The sequence below is a fragment of the Pseudomonas synxantha genome, from assembly GCF_900105675.1.
Lineage (GTDB): Bacteria > Pseudomonadota > Gammaproteobacteria > Pseudomonadales > Pseudomonadaceae > Aquipseudomonas > Aquipseudomonas synxantha.
In genome coordinates this window covers 6221720-6240821 of the sequence record NZ_LT629786.1, presented here as the reverse complement: position 1 = coordinate 6240821, position 19102 = coordinate 6221720, and the positions used below count along the sequence as shown (strand labels likewise).

Below are 19102 nucleotides of genomic sequence, written 5' to 3'. Positions count from 1 at the left end.
ATGGAAACCCGAGCCCATCATGTGATGATCGGACTGTTCAGCGTAATAGTGGTGGTCGGCGCGATGCTGTTTGGACTGTGGCTGGCCAAGTCCAGCGTCGACAGCGCCTTCCAGGATTACGAAGTGATCTTCAACGAGGCGGTCAGCGGCCTGTCTCAGGGCAGTGCGGTGCAGTACAGCGGGATCAAGGTGGGCGACGTCACCAGCCTGCGCCTGGACCCCAAAGACCCGCGCCGCGTCCTGGCGCGCATCCGCCTGGCCGGGCAGACGCCGATCAAGGAAGACACCCAGGCCAAGCTGGCGCTGACCGGGATCACCGGCACCTCGATCATCCAGCTCAGCGGCGGCACCCCGCAGAGCCCGGAGCTCAAGAGCAAGAACGGCAACCTGCCGGAAATCATCGCGTCGCCATCGCCCATCGCGCGCCTGCTCAATAACAGCAACGACCTGATGACCAGCGTCAACCTGCTGCTACACAACGCTAACCACATGTTTTCCCGGGAAAACGTCGAACGCCTGAGCAACACCCTGGATAACCTGCAACAAACCACCGGGGCCATCGCAGAGCAACGTGGCGATATCAAGGTGGTGATGCAGCAACTGATGCAGGTGAGCAAACAGGCCGGTGCCGCCCTCGAGCAAACTACCGTGCTGATGCGCAGCGCCAATGGCCTGCTCAACGAGCAAGGCAAGCAGGCCTTTGGCAGCGCCGAGCAGGCGATGAAATCCCTGGAGCAAAGCACCGCCACCATCAACAGCTTGCTGAGCAACAACCAGGATTCAGTGAACAGCGGCATGCAGGGCCTTAACGAACTGGCGCCGGCGGTGCGCGAGCTGCGTGAAACCCTTGGCTCGTTGCGCGCCATCTCCCGTCGCCTGGAAGCCAACCCCAGCGGTTACCTGCTGGGCAGTGACAAGAACAAGGAGTTCACGCCATGAAGCGTGTTTACCCAATGATCGCCCCTATCGTCCTGGCCCTGGTCAGTGGATGTTCGATCCTGCCCAAGCCGGATCCATCAGACGTGTACCGCCTGGTGTCCACTCAGCCAACCACCCAAGGCACACCGGTCAGTTGGTCGCTGCGCGTAGCCAAACCCCAGACCAGCGAATTCCTCGACAGCCCACGCATTGCCGTGGTGCCTGACGGCAACCTGATCAGCAGCTATGCAAACTCACGCTGGAGCGACCCGGCGCCGGTGCTCTTACGCAACCGCCTGCTGGACGGCTTCCAACGCGATGGGCGAGTGACGTTGTTGAGTACCGACGAGACCAACCTGCAAGCCGACTATGAGCTGGGCGGGCAGTTACAGGCATTTCAGAGTGAGTACAGTGGCAAAGTTGTAGACGTCGTGATTCGCCTCGACGCACGGTTGGTGCGCGGCAGTGACCAGCGGATTATCGCCAGCCGGCGGTTTGAAGTAAGGCAGCCGGTGGGCGACACCAAGGTGCCCGCGGTGGTGGCAGCCTTTGGTAAGGCGGGGGATCAGTTGAATGGGCAGGTGGTGAATTGGGTGGTGCAGCAGGGCAAGGCTGCCTCAAAACGCTGACGGCCTCATCGGGGGCAAGCCCCCTCCCACATTTTGAATGCATTCGCAGATCAAGTGTGGGAGGGGGCTTGCCCCCGATAGCAATCTAAGGCTTAACCGAAGAACCAGTAGCACACCGCAATAGCCGCCACGACACCGGCAAACTCCGCCAGCAACGCACAGCCCACCGCATGTCGAGCGCGCTGGATACCCACCGAGCCAAAGTACACTGCCAACACATAGAAGGTGGTCTCAGTACTGCCCTGAATCGTCGCCGCCACCAACGCCGGGAAGCTATCCACCCCTTGGGTCTGCATGGTCTCGATCAGCATCGCCCGCGCCGCACTGCCGGAGAACGGCTTGACCATCGCCGTTGGCAGCGCGTCGACAAAACGCGTATCCATGCCGGTCCAGGCCACCACATGGCGAATCCCTTCCAGGCCGAAGTCCAAGGCTCCCGAGGCACGCAATACGCCAACCGCACACAGCATCGCAACCAGATAGGGCAACAGGTTCTTGGCAACGTCGAAGCCCTCCTTGGCACCTTCGACAAAGGCCTCGTACACCTTGACCTTGCGCAGGGCGCCGATCACCAGGAACAGCATGATCAAGCCAAACAATGTGAGGTTGCCCAGGATCGACGACAAACCGGCCAGCGCCGTGGCAGACAGGGTCGCCAGCAGCGCCATGAAGCCGCCCAGTATCAATGCTCCGGGGATCAGGTAGGCCAGCACCACCGGGTCCCACAGCCGCAGGCGCTGCATCACCGCCACCGACAGCAGGCCCACCAGGGTCGACGCGCTGGTGGCCAGCAGGATCGGCAGGAACACCAGGGTCGGGTCTGCGGCGCCTTGCTGGGCGCGGTACATGAAGATGGTCACCGGTAACAGCGTCAGCGAGGACGCGTTTAGCACCAGGAACAGGATCTGTGCGTTGCTCGCCGTGTTGGGGATAGGGTTGAGTTCCTGCAGCGCCTTCATGGCCTTCAAGCCGATGGGCGTGGCGGCGTTGTCCAGGCCCAGGCCATTGGCAGCGAAGTTGAGGGTGATCAAGCCGATGGCGGGGTGGCCGGCGGGCACCTCCGGCATCAGGCGGCGAAACAGCGGACCAAGGGCCTTGGCCAGCCAGTCGACGATCCCGGCTTTCTCGGCGATGCGCAAAAAGCCCAGCCACAAGGTCAGGGTGCCGAACAGCAGCACCATGACTTCCACCGACAATTTGGCCATGGCGAAAATGCTTTCCACCATCGCTGCGAAAATCCCGGCGTTACCGCCCACCAGCCATTGCGCCAGTGCTGACACCATTGCCACGACAAAGAAGCCAAGCCACAGGCCATTGAGCATCAGTTAAATCCCCCGAAAGATGGGGCGAATGATAACGGGGCTGGCAGAAACGACAAACCCCGGAATTATCCGGGGTTTGTGTCAGCGCAATCGAGCGTTCAGCCGCGAGTAACCTCGCCGGCCGGCAGCGCTTCCTTGCTGCGCCAGTGCGGCAGGGAATTCCAGTAGCGCTCGCCCTTGGCATCGTCGTACATGCCTTCCCAGCGGGAGATAACCAGTACGGCCAAGGCATTACCGATCACGTTCAGTGCAGTACGCGCCATGTCCATCACACGGTCGACACCGGCGATGAACGCCAAGCCTTCCAGCGGGATGCCCACACTGCCCAAGGTGGCCAGCAATACCACGAAGGACACACCCGGCACGCCAGCGATACCTTTGGAGGTCACCATCAGGGTCAGGACCAGCATCAGTTGCTGGCCGATCGACAGGTCGATGCCATACAGCTGTGCGATAAAGATCGCGGCGATGCTCTGGTACAGGGTCGAACCGTCGAGGTTGAACGAGTAACCGGTCGGCACCACGAAGCTGCAGATCGCCTTCGGCGCGCCGTAGGCTTCCATCTTCTCGATCACACGTGGCAGCACGGTTTCGGAACTGGCGGTGGAGTACGCCAGCACCAGCTCGTCCTTGAAGATGCGCATCACTTTCAGGATCGAGAAGCCAAACAGGCGAGCGATCAAGCCCAGTACCGCAAAGGCAAAGAACAGGATGGCCACGTAAACCAGGATCACCAGCTTGGCCAGCGGCAGCAATGAGGCAAAGCCGAAGTTGGCGACGGTCACCGCGATCAGGGCAAAGACGCCGATAGGGGCGTACTTCATGATCATGTGGGTAACTTTGAACATGCTCTCGGAAACGCCCTGGAACATGGTCACCAGGGGTTCGCGCAGCTCAGGCTTGAGGCTCGACAAGCCCAGGCCGAACAGCACGGAGAAGAAGATGATCGGCAGCATCTCGCCACGGGCAACCGCTGCAAAGATATTCGATGGGATCAGGTTGAGGATGGTTTCGATGAACGCGTGTTCATGCTGTACCTCGGCGGCGGTCGCCTGGTACTTGGAAATATCGACGGTACCCAGGGTACTCATATCGATGCCGGCGCCCGGGTGGAACAGGTTGGCCAGCAACAGGCCGACCACGATGGCGATGGTGGTGACCACTTCGAAGTAAAGGATGGTTTTGACGCCGATACGTCCCAGCTTTTTCGCATCGCCTACACCGGCAATGCCGACGATCAGCGAGGAAATCACAATCGGGATCACGATCATCTTGATCAGGCGGATAAAGATATCGCCTGCCGGCTGCAACACATTGCTGATCCACCAGGCCTTTTCAGCACTGAAATGGTTGAGCACTGCACCGATTGCGATCCCCAGTACCAAACCGATGAGGATCTGCCAGGCGAGGCTTAGCTTTGCCTTCTTCATGTCATTACCCTTACTTCAAGTGGACTTAAGGCGAATGCGCCAGCTGGAACGCCCGAAAGCGAAAAAGTGTGAGCATCAGCCTCCATGGAAGGTCACCGCAGCGTGGCCGAAATGGCTTACTGGCAGGCGAAAAAAGGCGCAACTATTCCCATGCAAGGGGGCGACGTCTAATGCCGTAAACGCCTACCCTATGCCGAATCGGCATGGCTTTTTTTGAAAATAATTGTCCGAACGGTCAGTTCGAATGCGCCATTCAGGCGGGTGAATATGCCGTGAAGCTGCCAAATCAGGCTCGCTCAGCGAAGCAGGACGAGATGACGTGATTGGCAGAAATGCGTGAGAAATCCACCACCTAGCACCAGAAAAGTCCTATGGCGAGGTCGAAAATTTCTAGATAGATGGTCACGCCGACATACCCAGTAATGGTTGGCGTAAGGCAAAAACTGAAATGACGGCTATGAAAGGCATGAAGCGCGGGGATGAGAGTCATAAGCCCGCCGCAAGTTCAGCAAGCTTGAGGGCTTGTGAACTTGCGTCGCAGCTTTTCGCCTGACCCGGCCCTTGCGCAGGCACTCCCTGTGCCCGTAGGTCGCGCCGATCTCGGTTGATCAGAGCAACCCGGCCCCCTGGTCATGCATCACTCTTGGCGAGCGACGCAGACAGAAAGAAGCGTAGGAGCTTCTTTCCATGGATGCAGGCTCCGCCTCAGACGGAACCTAGTACCAATTCGGATCTTTCTTCAGTTGTTCCATCAACAGCTTTTGCATGCCTTCATCCGGCTTACCGAGGAAGCGGTAATCGGCATGCCGTGTCGGGGACTTATCGGCCGGCAGACCGGCAGGGACTTCCACCAACATCGCGTAGGCGTCTTCCTTGTCGAAACTGAAGGCCACGATGAGGCGCTTGTTCAAGCAGGTATCCGCAGTTTCGCAAAGCGGCCCCACCAGATACTTGTCGCCGTCCTCTTCAACAGCATTCATTTGTTCGGCCGTACCCGACAGGTTCATCACCCATTCCGGCAGGCGCTGTTCTTTCTTCACCACGTCTTGCCAAGTCTCACGGTACTGCGGGTCCGCGCTGAGCAATTCGTTAGCCCGGGACTGACCGTCATTGGCAGCCATCGCCAGGCTGCTGCCGCCCAAGAGCAGGGCGGCAGCAATGGCTTTAAAAGGCAGAGTGGTCATATTCAGCCTCGGCCTTTACGACCAAAGAAGAACGAAGCGATAAACATCACCAGGAAGACGACAAAGAGAATCTTGGCGATACCCGTGGCGGTGCCCGCGATACCACCAAAGCCCAAGACTGCAGCCACAATGGCGATGATCAGAAATGTGATTGCCCAACTCAACATGGTGATTCTCCTTATGCTTCTATAGAGGTAACAGCGGTAGTGCCGTACAGCCGCTCAATTCAAGCGACCTTGTCTTGCCTAGAACACCCAGCGCTCTTGGGTCGGCAGTTCGTCCAGGGTGGAATCCTGATCGACCAGGCTCAATTGCGGGGCAGTTACATTAGCGCTGGCGCTGCCAATGGAACGGAAATGGGTCTGGGTCATGGCCGGACGTTCAAATTGCGGAGCTGGCTGCGCACGCTCTTGCCAATGCTGCATCTGCTGGCCGGCAATCAGCGTGACCATCAATGCCAGACTGGCAAACAGGCCCTGCTGCACACGAAGCGGGGATACACGCAATTGGCTGAGGCTTTGGCGAGTCATGCTGCTTTTCTCCCGCATTCTGATTATTCGTTCATGACACTCTTGGGAGAGGTATTGCAGAGTGCATGCCAGCTTTATTGCAAAATAAAACTCAATAAAATCAAATAGTTAAATACTCCACATAGATCTATTGCCTCGCATCCTGCACGATGCCCCTGCGTTGCCCGTGCGAAATGCACGATGGCCAATGGTCGGGTCGAGGGATCTAACCCACCCCCCTCGTTGCCGAAGTGGCAGGAAGGCATGAAAACGCCATCAGCCGGATCCTGTGCAGGCCGCGTGCAGATACCTACACGGACAGTCTTTTATGAATCAGAATAAACCATGCAACTTGCCCGATTATTCCGGGACTAAACATCATCACATTTATAGTTAAGGAGCGCGGGACAGATGGGATCAGCCAAGGAACTTCAAGGCCGCATTCTTTTAGTGGATGACGAATCCGCGATCCTGCGCACCTTCCGTTATTGCCTGGAAGACGAGGGCTACACCGTAGCCACCGCCAACAGCGCCGCCCAGGCGGACACGCTGATGCAGCGCCAAGTGTTCGACCTGTGTTTCCTCGATTTGCGCCTTGGCGAGGACAACGGCCTGGATGTACTAGCCCAGATGCGTATCCAGGCACCGTGGATGCGTGTGGTAATTGTCACTGCTCATTCCGCCGTGGATACCGCCGTAGACGCGATTCAGGCCGGTGCCGCCGACTATTTGGTCAAGCCCTGCAGCCCGGACCAATTGCGCCTGGCCACCGCCAAGCAACTGGAAGTGCGCCAGCTCTCCGCACGACTGGAAGTCCTGGAAGGCGCCGTGCGTCAGTCCAAGGATGGCCTTGACTCCCATAGTCCGTCGATGATGGTGGTACTGGAAACGGCGCGCCAAGTGGCAGGCACTGATGCAAACATCTTGATCCTCGGTGAGTCCGGCACCGGTAAAGGGGAGCTGGCCCGGGCCATCCATGGCTGGAGCAAACGCTCGAAAAAATCCTGCGTGACCATCAACTGCCCATCGCTGACCGCCGAACTGATGGAGAGCGAGCTGTTCGGCCACAGCCGCGGCGCGTTCACCGGTGCCAGTGAAAGCACGCTGGGCCGGGTCAACCAGGCGGACGGCGGCACGCTGTTTCTCGACGAGATCGGCGACTTTCCGCTCACGTTGCAGCCAAAGTTGCTGCGTTTCATTCAAGATAAAGAGTATGAGCGTGTGGGCGACCCCGTTACCCGTCGCGCCGATGTACGTATCCTTGCAGCCACCAACCTGAACCTGGAAGACATGGTGCGCGATGGCCGCTTCCGTGAAGACTTGCTTTACCGCCTCAACGTCATCACCTTGCACCTGCCGCCGTTGCGCGAACGCAGTGAAGACATCCTGGCACTGGCCGACCGCTTCCTGGCACGCTTCGTCAAAGAATACGCCCGTCCCGCTCGCGGCTTCAGTGATGACGCTCGAGAAGCGCTGCTCAACTATCGCTGGCCCGGCAATATCCGCGAGCTGCGTAACGTGGTGGAACGCGCCAGCATCATCTGCCCGCAGGAGAAGGTCGAGATCAGCCACTTGGGAATGGCCGAACAACCGACCAACAATGCGCCGCGTATCGGCGCCGCACTGAGCCTGGACGAATTGGAAAAAGCCCACATCGGCGCGGTACTCGCGACCAGTGACACCTTGGACCAAGCAGCCCGTACCCTCGGCATCGATGCGTCGACCCTGTACCGCAAACGCAAACAGTACAACCTGTGAGCAGGACTTTATGAAGCTCGCGATGAAACTGCGCACTCGGTTATTCCTGAGTATCTCAGCGCTGATCACCGTGGCCTTGCTGGGGTTGATCCTGGGCTTGGTCAGCGTCATGCAAATGGCCAAGACCCAGGAATCACTGATCCGCAGCAACTTCATCACTCTGGACCTGGGGCTCAAGTTGCGCCAGAGCCTGGGCGACCAACTGATCATGATGCTGGAGAAACGACCCGACCCCGAGGCCCTGCAAGCCTCCAAGCGCCACTATTTCGAGCTGCTGGACGAAGGCGTCGCCCATGAGCAGCTCGATGGAAGAAGCTATGGTTTCAGCCAGGCACGGACCGATTACCAGAACCTGCTCGAGGCGTTTGACCAATCTCAACAAGCCTCACCACCTGCAGGCAGCAAGGAAAAGCTGACTGCAACCTTCAACGTGTTGCGCAACGGTCTGATCGCCGATCACAAGCGGGCGTTGGAAAACATCAGCACCAGCGAGCATAAATCCCGTGAGCGGGCGTTATTGATCGCCAGCCTCCTGGGACTGGTGGGGCTTGCGGTGCTGATCATCGGCTTCGTCACGGCCCATGGCATCGCACGGCGTTTCGGTGGCCCCATCGAGGCGCTCGCCAAGGCCGCCGACAAGATCGGTCAGGGCGATTTCGAGGTTACGCTGCCTATCTCTTCGGCGGCGGAAATGAATCAGTTGACCCGCCGTTTCGGCATCATGGCCGAAGCATTGCGCCAACATCAGGCCACCAATGTTGATGAGTTGCTGGCCGGTCAGCAGCGCCTGCAAGCGGTACTCGACAGTATCGATGACGGCTTGCTGATGATTGATCGCCAAGGCCGCCTTGAGCACCTCAACCCCGTCGCACAGCGCCAACTGGGCTGGGATGAGGAACGACTCGGACAAGGCCTGGGGGAAGCCCTGGGCCGTGCGGAAATGGATGAACAACTGCAACTGGTGCTGCGCGGCGGTAATCTGGAGCGTGCGCCGGACGACCTGGAGGTGGAAGTCGAGGGCGAGCTGCGTCTGCTGACCTACAGCCTGACGCCGGTCAGCCATACACAGGGGCATATTCTCGGCGCGGTGATGGTGCTGCATGACGTCACCGAACAACGCGCCTTCGAGCGGGTGCGCAGCGAGTTCGTGCTGCGCGCCTCCCATGAGCTGCGCACGCCGGTGACCGGCATGCACATGGCCTTCGGCCTGTTTCGCGAACGGGCCAAATTCCCGGCGGATTCCCGCGAAGCGGACCTGCTGGATACGGTCAATGAAGAAATGCAGCGCCTGATGCAGCTGATCAACGACCTGCTCAATTTCTCGCGCTACCAGAACGGCCTGCAAAAACTCACCCTTGGGGCCTGCGATGTGACCGACCTGCTGGAGCACGCACGGGCCCGGTTCGTCGAGCCTGCCAACGCGCAGAGCATTGAGTTGCTGGTGGAAACCCAGCCAGACTTACCGCGCCTGTATGCCGACCAGGTGCAACTGGAGCGTGTGCTCGACAATCTGCTGGGCAACGCCCTGCGCCATACCGCCGAAGGCGGGCAGATTCGCCTGCAGGCGCGACGTCATGGCGAGCGGGTGATTATCAGCGTTGAAGATAACGGCGAAGGCATTGCCTATGGCCAGCAAGGACGTATCTTCGAGCCTTTTGTGCAGGTCGGCCGCAAGAAAGGCGGGGCGGGCCTGGGGTTGGCACTGTGCAAGGAGATCGTGCAACTGCACGGCGGCCGCATGGGTGTGTATTCACGGCCGGGGCAGGGCACGCAGTTCTATATGGCGCTGCCGTTGTAGGAGCGAGCTTGCTCGCGAAAAACGCATGAACGACGCGAGCCGCCTGACAGCACAACGTTATCGTTGAGGTTCTTCGCGAGCAAGCTCGCTTCTAGATGTACACAATCAGCGCTGGTTCAGGGCCCGCAGGATCGCAGCGCTTTCAGCATCCGGGGTGCCGTCGAACAGTGATGGACGAAAGCGCATCTGGAACGCTGCGATCACATGGCGCGTGGCTACATCCAGCTCCCCGGTCTGCGGCGTCTGGTAGCCCAGGCGAGCCAATTCTTCCTGGAACCAGGTAATGCTTGGCAGCTGTGCGGCGTACTGCACCTGGAATCGGGCCACCGCCTGGGCATCCGGCCAGACAGCGAGGCCTTCCGCGGCCAAGCGCTTCCAAGGGAACAACGGGCCCGGGTCCAGCTTGCGCAGCGGGGCAATATCGCTATGCCCAATGATGTTCTTGGGGTCAATGCCATTACGCTTGCTGATGTCCTTGAGCAGCACGATCAGTGACTTTACCTGCGCTTCGGAATACGGGTACCACACACGGCCCGTCGGCGTATCGCTGAACCCTGGGTTGACGATCTCAATGCCGATGGAGCTGGAGTTGAGCCAGGTGCGCCCCATCCACTCACTTTCACCGGCATGCCAGGCGCGCTGGCTTTCATCCACCAGCTTGTAGATGGTGCCTGAGGCGTCGTCGCCGATCAGGTAATGGCTGCTGACCTGTCCATGGGTCAACAACGCCAGGGAGCGTTCAAGGTTGGCGGAGGTGTAATGCACGACAACGAACTGTATGCGGTTGTCGTGGTTCACCGAAGGATGGCTGGTGTTCAGGCGCGGGCCGCTGGCGCAGCCGGTGAGCAGCAGAAACGCAAAAGCGATATACAAAGATTTCATGGCAGAAGCATTACACTGAAGTCGATAATGCAACAGTGTAACGTAACGTGTATGCCCAGGCGGTCAAATTACAAAATGGAACATCTTTTATGCCGCCTGTACCTGGTTCCGTCCCGCCGCCTTCGCCTTATACAGCGCTCCGTCGGCGCGCTTGAGTGCCAGGTCGCTGCGCTCGCCGGGCTGAAACTGCGCCACGCCCATGGATACCGTGATCGTCACCGGTTCGCCCTTGAAGTGGAACGGGCAGGAGGCGATGGCGCCGCGCAACACCTCACCCACGGCCAAGGCATCCGCCAAGGTTGAATCGGGCATCAGCAGCACGAACTCTTCGCCGCCGAAGCGTGCGATGAAGTCGGTGGGCCGCAGGCGCTTGCTCAGCACATTGGCAATGATCTTCAAGACCTTGTCGCCCGCCAGGTGACCGTAGCCGTCGTTGATACGCTTGAAGTGATCCAGGTCGAGCATGGCGAGCGAGAGGCTGTTTCCACGCTGATGCCAGGCGTTGACCTCATAATCGAGGCGCTCGCTCCACGCGGCTCGGTTGGGCAAGCCAGTGAGCGGGTCGAGCAAGGCCTTCTGGCGCTGCACTTCCAAGTGCTCGCGGTAACCCAGGGCTTCCTGTTCCATGTTGGCCACCCGCTCCGCCAGGCCTTTGAGGCGTGCGGCCACTTCCTGTTCGCGCTGGTCGCGCTGCTGCTGATGGGCGTCCATGGTGCCGAGCAAGCCTTCGAGGTGGCTTTCGAGCACTTGCTTGAGGCTGTCCAGATCGGCGGCGTCCTGCACGCTGCTTTGCAGCCCGTCGACCTGTTCACGGATCTGCGTATCCAGCTTCCGCGCAGCCAGGCTGCTATCGGCGTGATCTTCGCTGGCGACCTGCAGATGGCCCTGGAATGCCTCGAGGCGCTCGTTGAGCTGCTTGAGATAAGCCTCGAACTCATGCTGGCCGCTGTCAGTGATCGCCAACATCAGCACCGCCAAGTCATCGAGGATCGGCAGCAGTTCGTACCAGTTCAGGCCATGGGCGAGGCGCTCACGCATGGCCTCGGCCTGGGGCCGGTGACGCTCGGGCAGCGACAAGTCTTCCAGCAAGCCGAGTAAAGTGTCTTCGATGTGCTTGGCCACCGAGCTGTAGGACGGTTCGGGCGAATCAGGCAGGGCGTATATCCCGCCTGATTGCAGGTCGTCTGGCTCGGGGCTTTCCAGCACGGGCGGCAGAGACAGGCTGCCGATGGTGGTTTCATCGGGTATGTCTACTTGAACCTGCGGTGCTTCGATAAAGGCGGCGAGTGCACTTTCATGCGCAGGCTCCGCAATCGGTGGCTCCTGCACGTCGGGCTCAATTACTGGCGCAGTCGCTACCGTAGGTTGCCCTTGAGCGGGGGCCTCGAATACAAATGTGTCACTGCTGGCCTCTTCCACCTTGGCCTGCGCAACAGCCTCTGGCTTAAAGGCGACGGGTGTTTGCGGCGCTGGCGCAAAGGCACGCAAGGCTTGTGTCAGTTCTTCCGATTGCGTGGGCTTTTGGGGCTCAGGCACCGGTTTTGGCACAACAGGCTTTGACGGCGATACTTCTGGTGGAGACAGCGGCGCGACGTCAGCCTCTGGGGCTTCACTCGAGGCGTCTTTACTACCAAACAAACGCTGCAGCAGGCCCGGCCCCGGACGCGCGGTTTCGCTCTCAGGCTCCAGGTTGTTCAGCGCCTGCCCTTGCAGGCTGCTCAGCTCACTGAGCAGCAGTGGTATCTCCCGCGCTTGCCCGACGCGGCCATCGAGCTGCTTGGCGAAGGTTTTCAGCGGCCGCGCCACCTCGCGGGGCAGGGGGAGCTTTTGCAACTGGGCAACCAAGGCGGTGAGCGCGGTGCTGATCTGGTCGACCCGGGTTTCGCGACGCTGCTCGGAATCGAGCACGGCCTTTTCCAGGCGTGGCAGCAAGGCGGCGAGGGCAGCGTCCATATCGTCGGTACGCACGACGTCACGCATTTCCTTCATGCATTGATCGACGGCGCGATCGGTGCCTTCAGCAGCCAGCGTGCTGCGTACCAGCCCGCGGCGCAGCAGGTCGAGGCGGGCAGCCCAGCGGCGTTCGAGCTTGTCCTGCTGCTCGATGCTCTTGAGGTATTTCTCTTTCCAACGCTGGGCGTCGTCGCTCATGCAAGGGGTCCGCTGGTGCCTGGGCTCAATGCGGGGAACGCATCAGCCGTGAGCGAACCCGGCAGACGAATCTCTACCGCGACCGGCAGGTGATCGGAAATAGGTTGCGCCAGTACCTGCACGCTTTCGAGCGTAAGGGTCGGGCTGAGCAAAATATGATCAAGACAACGCTGTGGGCGCCAGCTGGGGAACGTGGCCTCGACTTGCGGCGCCAATAGTCCGAGGTCGCGCAGCGGGGAATTCTGCAACAGGTCATTGGCATGGGTGTTCATGTCACCCATCAGCACCTGATGCTTGTAGTTGCCAATCATGTCACGCACGTAGGCCAGTTGCAGGTTGCGCGTGCGGCCGCCGAGCGCCAGGTGCATCATCACCACCACCAAGGCCTCCGGGCCTTCGCCGAAACGCACGAGGATCGCCCCGCGCCCTTTGGGGCCTGGTAACGGATGATCTTCGATGGCGGTGGGCTTCAGGCGGCTGAGCACGCCATTGCTGTGCTGCGCCAGGCGCCCGAGGTTGCGGTTGAGTTGTTGGTACCAATAAGGGAAAGCACCGAGCTGGGCAAGGTGTTCCACCTGATTGATATAACCGGAGCGCATGCTGCCGCCATCGGCTTCCTGCAAGGCGACCAGGTCGAAGTCGTTGAGCAGGGTGCCGATTTTCTGCAGGTTACCGGCCCGACCATTGTGGGGCAGCAGGTGTTGCCAGCCACGGGTAAGGTAGTGCCGGTACTTCTCGGTACTGATACCGACCTGGATATTGAAGCTGAGCAGGCGCAGACGGCTGTCCGGCGGCAGCCCCGTGGACTCCAGGTGGTGCTCGTTGACCTGCGGGTCATGCAAGCCAACAGCGCGTTCGGTACGCCAGCGGCGCATAACGAGCCCCTTACTTGGCTGCCCGCTCTTTGGCGATCAGCTGGTCAGCGACATTGAGGGTCTGCTCAGGACCACCGGTAGAGCCCAGGTCGAAACGGTACTTGCCGTTGACGATCAGGGTCGGAACGCCTTGCACGCCGTACTTCTGTGCAAGTTCCTTGGCCTGCTTGATCTGGCCCTGGATGGCGAAGGAGTTGAAGGTGGCCACGAACTTGTCCTTGTCGACACCCTGGGTGGCGACGAAGTCAGCCATTTCTTCTGGCTTGGTCAGGCGCTTGCCTTGTTTCTGGATCGCTTCGAAGACGGCGTTGTGGACCTTGTGCTCCACACCCATGGCTTCCAGGGTCAGGAACAGTTGGCCGTGGGCATCCCATGGGCCGCCGAACATGGCCGGAATGCGCTTGAAGTTCACGTCCGAAGGCAGTTTCTCAGCCCAGGGATTGATGGTCGGCTCAAAGGCGTAGCAATGCGGGCAGCCGTACCAGAACAGCTCCACTACTTCGATCTTGCCTGGCACCGATACTGGAACCGGATTGCTCAGTTCGACATAGGTTTTACCGGCTTCAAGCGGCACATCGGCTGCTTGCGCGGTCATGCCGAAGAGGCTGGCAGTGACGAGAGCGGCGCTGAGGATCAGATTACGCATGCTTTACTCCTGGACAAATAAAGTCGCCTCACGCGACCTTTTGTTGTGACAGGTCTACGCGGGCATGAGTTCGTTAGTGTAACGGCAGCGGCCACAAAAAAGGGCGGCCTGGGCCACCCTTTTTATGCTTGCATCGCGGGATTAATCGAGTGTTAACGTTGCGTGCAACTTAATGCAGGCCCTGGATGTAGCTGGAGACGGCTGCAATGTCTTCGTCACTCAGCTTGCGAGCGATGGTACGCATGGTCATCGCGTCGCCATCGTTGGCCCGGCCGGCTTCTTCCTTACGGAAATCGGTCAACTGCTTGGCAATGTATTGAGCGTGCTGGCCACTCAAATGCGGAAAACCAGCCGTTGCATTACCAGCGCCGTTCGGCGAGTGGCAACCCGTGCAGGCAGGCAGGCCCTTTTCCAGATCGCCGCCACGGAACAGCTTCTCTCCGCGAGCCACCAGTTTAGGATCAGCAGCTCCCACACTGCCTTTCTGGCTGGCAAAATACGCCGCGAGGTCCGCCAGGTCCTGATCGTTGAGGTTGGTCAGCAAACCGGTCATTTCCAGCACCGTGCGCTTGCCATCCTTGATGTCGTGCATCTGCTTGCTCAGGTAGCGTTCACCCTGGCCCGCCAGTTTGGGAAAGTTCGGCGCCGGGCTGTTGCCATCCGGCCCGTGGCAGGCACCACACACGGCGGCCTTCGCTTGACCGGCAGTGGCATCACCTTTGACGGGGCCCTCTGCAGCGACGGCAGCGCCTGTGATGCCCAAGGTCAACAGCAGACTCACGATCAGTTTGTTCATCAGCTAATCCAACTACGGCTAAGGGTTTAAGAGTTATCTACCGGGTTTACTCACCATCAACTCAATGACGGCCTGGTAATCCTCAGTACTGCAGTCCATGCACAAACCACGCGGCGGCATTGCCTTGAAACCCTGGGTCATGCGTGGCAACAGCGTGACCACGCAAACTCGGTTGTACAGCGCTTCCGGATCCTGTGTAGCCTGAGCGCCATAAAGCGGGTCCAGGACACCAGAAGCGGCAACCATTGAGGCCATACATCGACCTTTTCAGGGTTTGAGAGCGTTTTGCGTTCTAATGCGCAATAAAGGTCTATCGCTCCCGTGAACTTCATCCTTCGCTGGGACAAAGCACACACAAAATCTGCGGCATTATATACTGGCGCTACTGAAACGGAAACGACACCGCTTGCCGCACCCTTTTTCGGCACCGCCCACATCGGAAATCTCATGCAACTCAAGAATCCCATCCTCGGCCTGTGCCAACAGTCCACGTTTATGCTCAGCGCCGCCAAAGTGGACCAATGCCCCGATGACGAGGGCTTTGAAGTCGCCTTTGCCGGCCGCTCCAACGCCGGTAAATCCAGCGCGCTGAACACTCTGACCCACGCCAGCCTGGCACGCACCTCGAAAACCCCGGGCCGCACGCAACTGCTCAATTTCTTCAAGCTAGACGATGATCGGCGTCTGGTCGACCTGCCGGGCTACGGTTATGCAAAAGTACCCATCCCGCTGAAGTTGCACTGGCAGCGTCACCTCGAGGCTTACTTGGGTGGTCGCGAGAGTTTAAAGGGCTTGATCCTGATGATGGACATCCGTCATCCAATGACCGATTTCGACCTACTGATGCTCGACTGGGCTGTCGCCAGCGGCATGCCGATGCATATTCTGCTGACCAAGGCCGACAAGCTCACCTACGGCGCAGCCAAGAACACCTTGCTCAAAGTGCAGTCCGAAATCCGTAAGGGCTGGGGCGACGCGATCAGTATCCAGCTGTTCTCAGCGCCAAAACGCATGGGGCTGGAAGAGGCTTACACCGTACTGGCCGACTGGATGGAATTGGCGGACAAGGGCGCAGAAGTTACCGAGTAACTTTCCTGCGGGCAAAAAAAACCCCGGACTTCGTATGGGGAGGGAAGTTCGGGGTCCAAGTTCCGGACCGCTAGGGCGGGGTCCAGATATCTGCCAACACTTAACACAACATAGGAGCATTGAAGGGCTTCACCACCCATTCAGTAACTCTGAGTCGCAATTCACGGGTTAAGTTCCGGCAGGCCCGAAAAACTATTGGAAATAACTGACGGCGATTTCCGATCTAAAGCGCTGCACCGCCCCACGCAGTGGTGGTGCAGCTGCAGGATCAGTGTGCTTCGTCCCAGTTGTCGCCCACGCCCACATCCACCACCAACGGCACATCCAGCTGTGCCGCGGCGCTCATATGTTCGCGAATCTTCTCGCCGACCTGCGCCACCAAGTCTTCGCGCACCTCGAGTACCAGTTCATCGTGCACCTGCAGGATCACCTTGGCATCCAGGCCCGATTCGGTCAGCCAACTATCCACCAATACCATGGCTTTCTTGATGATGTCCGCCGCCGTGCCCTGCATCGGCGCGTTGATCGCTGTGCGTTCTGCCGCTGCGCGCTCCTGAGGCTTGTTGGAGTTGATATCCGGCAAGTACAACCGGCGCCCGAAGAAGGTTTCCACATACCCCTGGTCGGCAGCCTGGGCACGGGTGCGCTCCATGTACTCGCGAACTCCGGGATAACGGGCAAAGTAGACATCGATATAAGCCTTGGCGGTCTTGGTATCGACGCCAATGTCCTTGCCGAGCTTCTGGGCGCCCATGCCATAGATCAGGCCGAAGTTAATGGCCTTGGCGCTACGGCGCTGATCGGATGTGACTTGGCCCAGCTCGACCTTGAACACCTCGGCCGCCGTGGCCGTGTGCACATCCAGATTATTGCGGAAGGCATTCATCAAGCCTTCGTCTTTGGACAGGTGCGCCATGATCCGCAGTTCGATCTGCGAATAGTCCGCCGCCAGCAGTTTGTAGCCCTTTGGCGCGACAAACGCCTGGCGAATCCGCCGTCCTTCGGCAGTGCGCACCGGGATGTTCTGCAAGTTCGGGTCACTGGAGGACAACCGCCCGGTCGCCGCCACGGCCTGATGATAAGAGGTGTGGATGCGCCCGGTACGCGGGTTGATCTGTTCAGGCAGGCGGTCGGTGTAGGTGCTTTTGAGCTTGCTCATGCTGCGGTACTGCATCAGCACCTTGGGCAACAGGAAATCATCTTCGGCCAGCTTGGCCAGCACTTCCTCGGCGGTGGACGCCTGGCCCTTGCCGGTCTTCTTCAACACCGGCAAGCCCAGTTTTTCATAGAGGATCGCCCCAAGCTGCTTGGGTGAACCCAGGTTGAACGCTTCGCCGGCGATCTCGAACGCCTGGCGCTCCAGTTCAACCATCTTGTTACCCAGCTCGATGCTCTGGATGCCCAGCAGGTCCTTGTCCACCAATGCGCCCTGGCGTTCGATACGCGCCAGTACCGGCACCAACGGTATCTCGATATCCGTCAGTACACTGGCAAGGCTCGGGATCGCCGCCAGTTGAGCGTGCAGGGCCTGGTGCAGGCGCAGGGTTACGTCGGCATCTTCCGCCGCGTAAGGGCCGGCCTGCTCGAGTGGGATTTGATCGAAGGTCAGCTGCTTGGCGCCCTTGCCGGCGATGTCCTGGAAGCTGACGGTGTCGTAGTCCAGGTACTTCTTCGCCAGGCTGTCCATGTCATGGCGGGTGGCGGTGGAATTCAACACGTAGGATTCAAGCATGGTGTCGAAGGCGATACCCCGCACGGTAATGCCTCGCGCCGGGTCACCGCCGATGGCGCAGTTGGCCAGGATGTTCATGTCGAACTTGGCGTGCTGGCCGACCTTGCGTTTGGTTGGGTCTTCCAGCAACGGCTTCAGGGCCAGCAATACCGTGTCACGGTCCAACTGCTGCGGTGCACCGATATACGAATGAGTCAGTGGGATGTAGGCCGCTTCATGGGGCTGCACGGCAAAGGAAACTCCCACTAACTGCGCCTGCTGGGCGTCGATGCCGGTGGTTTCGGTATCGAAAGCGAACAGCGGTGCGTCGTTGAGCCTTTTCAACCAGTCATCGAACGTCGCCTGGTCGAGGATGGTGGTGTATACCGCCTCGACAGGCACCGCCGCCGTGACTTCGACCATGACTTCGACGACTGGCGCAGCCTCGGTGGAAGCCTTGAGTTCGACCCGCTTGGCATCGCGCAGGATCTCTTCGTACCAGCTCTTGAACTCAAGCAGCGTGTACAGCTCCAGCAGCTTCTCGCGATCCGGCTCGATCAGATGCAGATCATCCAGGCCCACTTCCAGCGGCACATCGACCTTGATCGTCGCCAACTGATAGGACAGGAATGCCATCTCCTTGTGCTCTTCCAGCTTGGCCGGCAGGGTCTTGGCCCCACGGATAGGCAAGGTCGGCACGATATCCAATTGTTCGTAAAGCTCTTTGAGGCCGCCATTCACCCCTACCAGCAAGCCCGAAGCGGTCTTCGGGCCAATGCCCGGAACGCCTGGGATATTGTCGGAGGAGTCTCCCATCAACGCCAGATAGTCGATGATCTGCTCCGGAGCGACGCCGAATTTCTCCTTTACGCCCTCAACATCCATCGAGCTACCGGTCATGGTGTTGACCAAGGTAATGTGACCGTCGACCAGCTGCGCCATGTCCTTGTCGCCGGTAGAAATCACCACTGGGCGGCTGGCGGCCGCGCTGCTGCGGGCCAGGGTGCCGATCACGTCATCGGCCTCGACGCCTTCGACGCACAGCAAGGGAAAGCCCAGGGCGATCACGCTCTGGTGCAGCGGCTCGATCTGCAGGCGCATGTCATCGGGCATGCTCGGGCGGTTGGCCTTGTATTCGGCGTACATCTCATCGCGAAAGGTCCCGCCCTTGGCGTCGAACACCACCGCGAAGGGGCTGTCCGGGTACTGCTTGCGCAGGCTTTTGAGCATGTTCAACACGCCCTTGACCGCACCGGTCGGCAGGCCTTTGGAGGTGGTCAGCGGTGGCAGCGCATGGAAGGCGCGGTACAGATAAGAAGAACCGTCCACCAGGACGAGGGGCGATTGGCTCATGAGCAGGATCAACCTTTTCGGCGGGTCAGGCGCTAGAATAGCCGGACCAAT

At 59.6% G+C, this 19102-nt stretch carries 17 protein-coding genes; 5 read left to right on the top strand and 12 right to left on the bottom strand.

Annotated features, from left to right (window positions below; genetic code table 11):
* Positions 1-939, top strand: a complete 939-nt coding sequence (locus BLU48_RS28920) for an MlaD family protein (protein WP_057023176.1) — start codon at positions 1-3, stop codon at positions 937-939.
* A complete protein-coding gene (locus BLU48_RS28915) occupies positions 936-1547 on the top strand; it encodes an ABC-type transport auxiliary lipoprotein family protein (protein WP_057023177.1) in 612 nt (203 codons plus the stop codon). The genes BLU48_RS28920 and BLU48_RS28915 overlap by 4 nt, the downstream gene beginning before the upstream one ends.
* A gap of 92 nt (positions 1548-1639) precedes the next feature.
* On the opposite strand, the gene BLU48_RS28910 is transcribed toward BLU48_RS28915, so the two are convergent.
* From BLU48_RS28910 to BLU48_RS28890, 5 genes are all read right to left on the bottom strand, one after another.
* Positions 1640-2869, bottom strand: a complete 1230-nt coding sequence (locus BLU48_RS28910) for a nucleoside recognition domain-containing protein (RefSeq protein WP_046070288.1) — start codon at positions 2867-2869, stop codon at positions 1640-1642.
* A gap of 98 nt (positions 2870-2967) precedes the next feature.
* Complete coding sequence (gene gltP / locus BLU48_RS28905) at positions 2968-4299, bottom strand: glutamate/aspartate:proton symporter GltP (RefSeq protein ID WP_057023178.1); 1332 nt, start codon at positions 4297-4299, stop codon at positions 2968-2970.
* Between the two features lie 716 nt (positions 4300-5015).
* Positions 5016-5483, bottom strand: a complete 468-nt coding sequence (locus BLU48_RS28900) for an inhibitor of vertebrate lysozyme family protein (protein WP_057023179.1) — start codon at positions 5481-5483, stop codon at positions 5016-5018.
* A 2-nt stretch (positions 5484-5485) separates the two neighbouring features.
* Positions 5486-5650: a DUF1328 domain-containing protein gene (locus BLU48_RS28895; RefSeq protein ID WP_003187386.1), complete on the bottom strand. Its 165-nt coding sequence runs from the start codon at positions 5648-5650 to the stop codon at positions 5486-5488.
* A 78-nt stretch (positions 5651-5728) separates the two neighbouring features.
* Positions 5729-6013, bottom strand: coding sequence for a hypothetical protein (locus tag BLU48_RS28890; RefSeq protein ID WP_057023334.1), 285 nt, complete (start codon positions 6011-6013; stop codon positions 5729-5731).
* A gap of 390 nt (positions 6014-6403) precedes the next feature.
* On the opposite strand from BLU48_RS28890, the gene algB reads away from it, so the two are divergent.
* Positions 6404-7750, top strand: a complete 1347-nt coding sequence (gene algB, locus BLU48_RS28885) for a sigma-54-dependent response regulator transcription factor AlgB (RefSeq protein ID WP_057023180.1) — start codon at positions 6404-6406, stop codon at positions 7748-7750.
* A 10-nt stretch (positions 7751-7760) separates the two neighbouring features.
* Positions 7761-9548 (top strand): ATP-binding protein, encoded by a 1788-nt coding sequence (locus tag BLU48_RS28880; RefSeq protein WP_057023181.1) that lies wholly within the window; start codon positions 7761-7763, stop codon positions 9546-9548.
* A gap of 105 nt (positions 9549-9653) precedes the next feature.
* On the opposite strand, the gene BLU48_RS28875 is transcribed toward BLU48_RS28880, so the two are convergent.
* The 6 genes from BLU48_RS28875 to BLU48_RS28850 all read right to left on the bottom strand — a co-directional run bounded on the left by BLU48_RS28875 (position 9654) and on the right by BLU48_RS28850 (position 15153).
* Entirely contained in the window at positions 9654-10430 is a 777-nt protein-coding gene (locus tag BLU48_RS28875) for an N-acetylmuramoyl-L-alanine amidase (RefSeq protein ID WP_046070284.1), read from the bottom strand.
* Between the two features lie 87 nt (positions 10431-10517).
* Entirely contained in the window at positions 10518-12581 is a 2064-nt protein-coding gene (locus BLU48_RS28870; RefSeq protein WP_057023182.1) for a GGDEF domain-containing protein, read from the bottom strand.
* A complete protein-coding gene (locus BLU48_RS28865; RefSeq protein ID WP_046070282.1) occupies positions 12578-13456 on the bottom strand; it encodes an endonuclease/exonuclease/phosphatase family protein in 879 nt (292 codons plus the stop codon). Before BLU48_RS28865 ends, BLU48_RS28870 begins: the two co-directional genes overlap by 4 nt.
* 10 nt (positions 13457-13466) lie before the next feature.
* Positions 13467-14102: a thiol:disulfide interchange protein DsbA gene (dsbA, locus tag BLU48_RS28860; protein WP_057023183.1), complete on the bottom strand. Its 636-nt coding sequence runs from the start codon at positions 14100-14102 to the stop codon at positions 13467-13469.
* Positions 14103-14271: 169 nt separating this feature from the next.
* Complete coding sequence (locus BLU48_RS28855) at positions 14272-14898, bottom strand: c-type cytochrome (RefSeq protein ID WP_057023184.1); 627 nt, start codon at positions 14896-14898, stop codon at positions 14272-14274.
* A 33-nt stretch (positions 14899-14931) separates the two neighbouring features.
* Positions 14932-15153 (bottom strand): hypothetical protein, encoded by a 222-nt coding sequence (locus tag BLU48_RS28850; protein WP_057023185.1) that lies wholly within the window; start codon positions 15151-15153, stop codon positions 14932-14934.
* A 192-nt stretch (positions 15154-15345) separates the two neighbouring features.
* Between BLU48_RS28850 and yihA the strand changes: the two genes are divergently transcribed.
* Entirely contained in the window at positions 15346-15987 is a 642-nt protein-coding gene (yihA, locus tag BLU48_RS28845; RefSeq protein WP_043048336.1) for a ribosome biogenesis GTP-binding protein YihA/YsxC, read from the top strand.
* Between the two features lie 268 nt (positions 15988-16255).
* On the opposite strand, the gene polA is transcribed toward yihA, so the two are convergent.
* Positions 16256-19051 (bottom strand): DNA polymerase I, encoded by a 2796-nt coding sequence (gene polA, locus BLU48_RS28840; RefSeq protein ID WP_057023186.1) that lies wholly within the window; start codon positions 19049-19051, stop codon positions 16256-16258.
* Between the last annotated feature and the right edge of the window lie 51 nt (positions 19052-19102).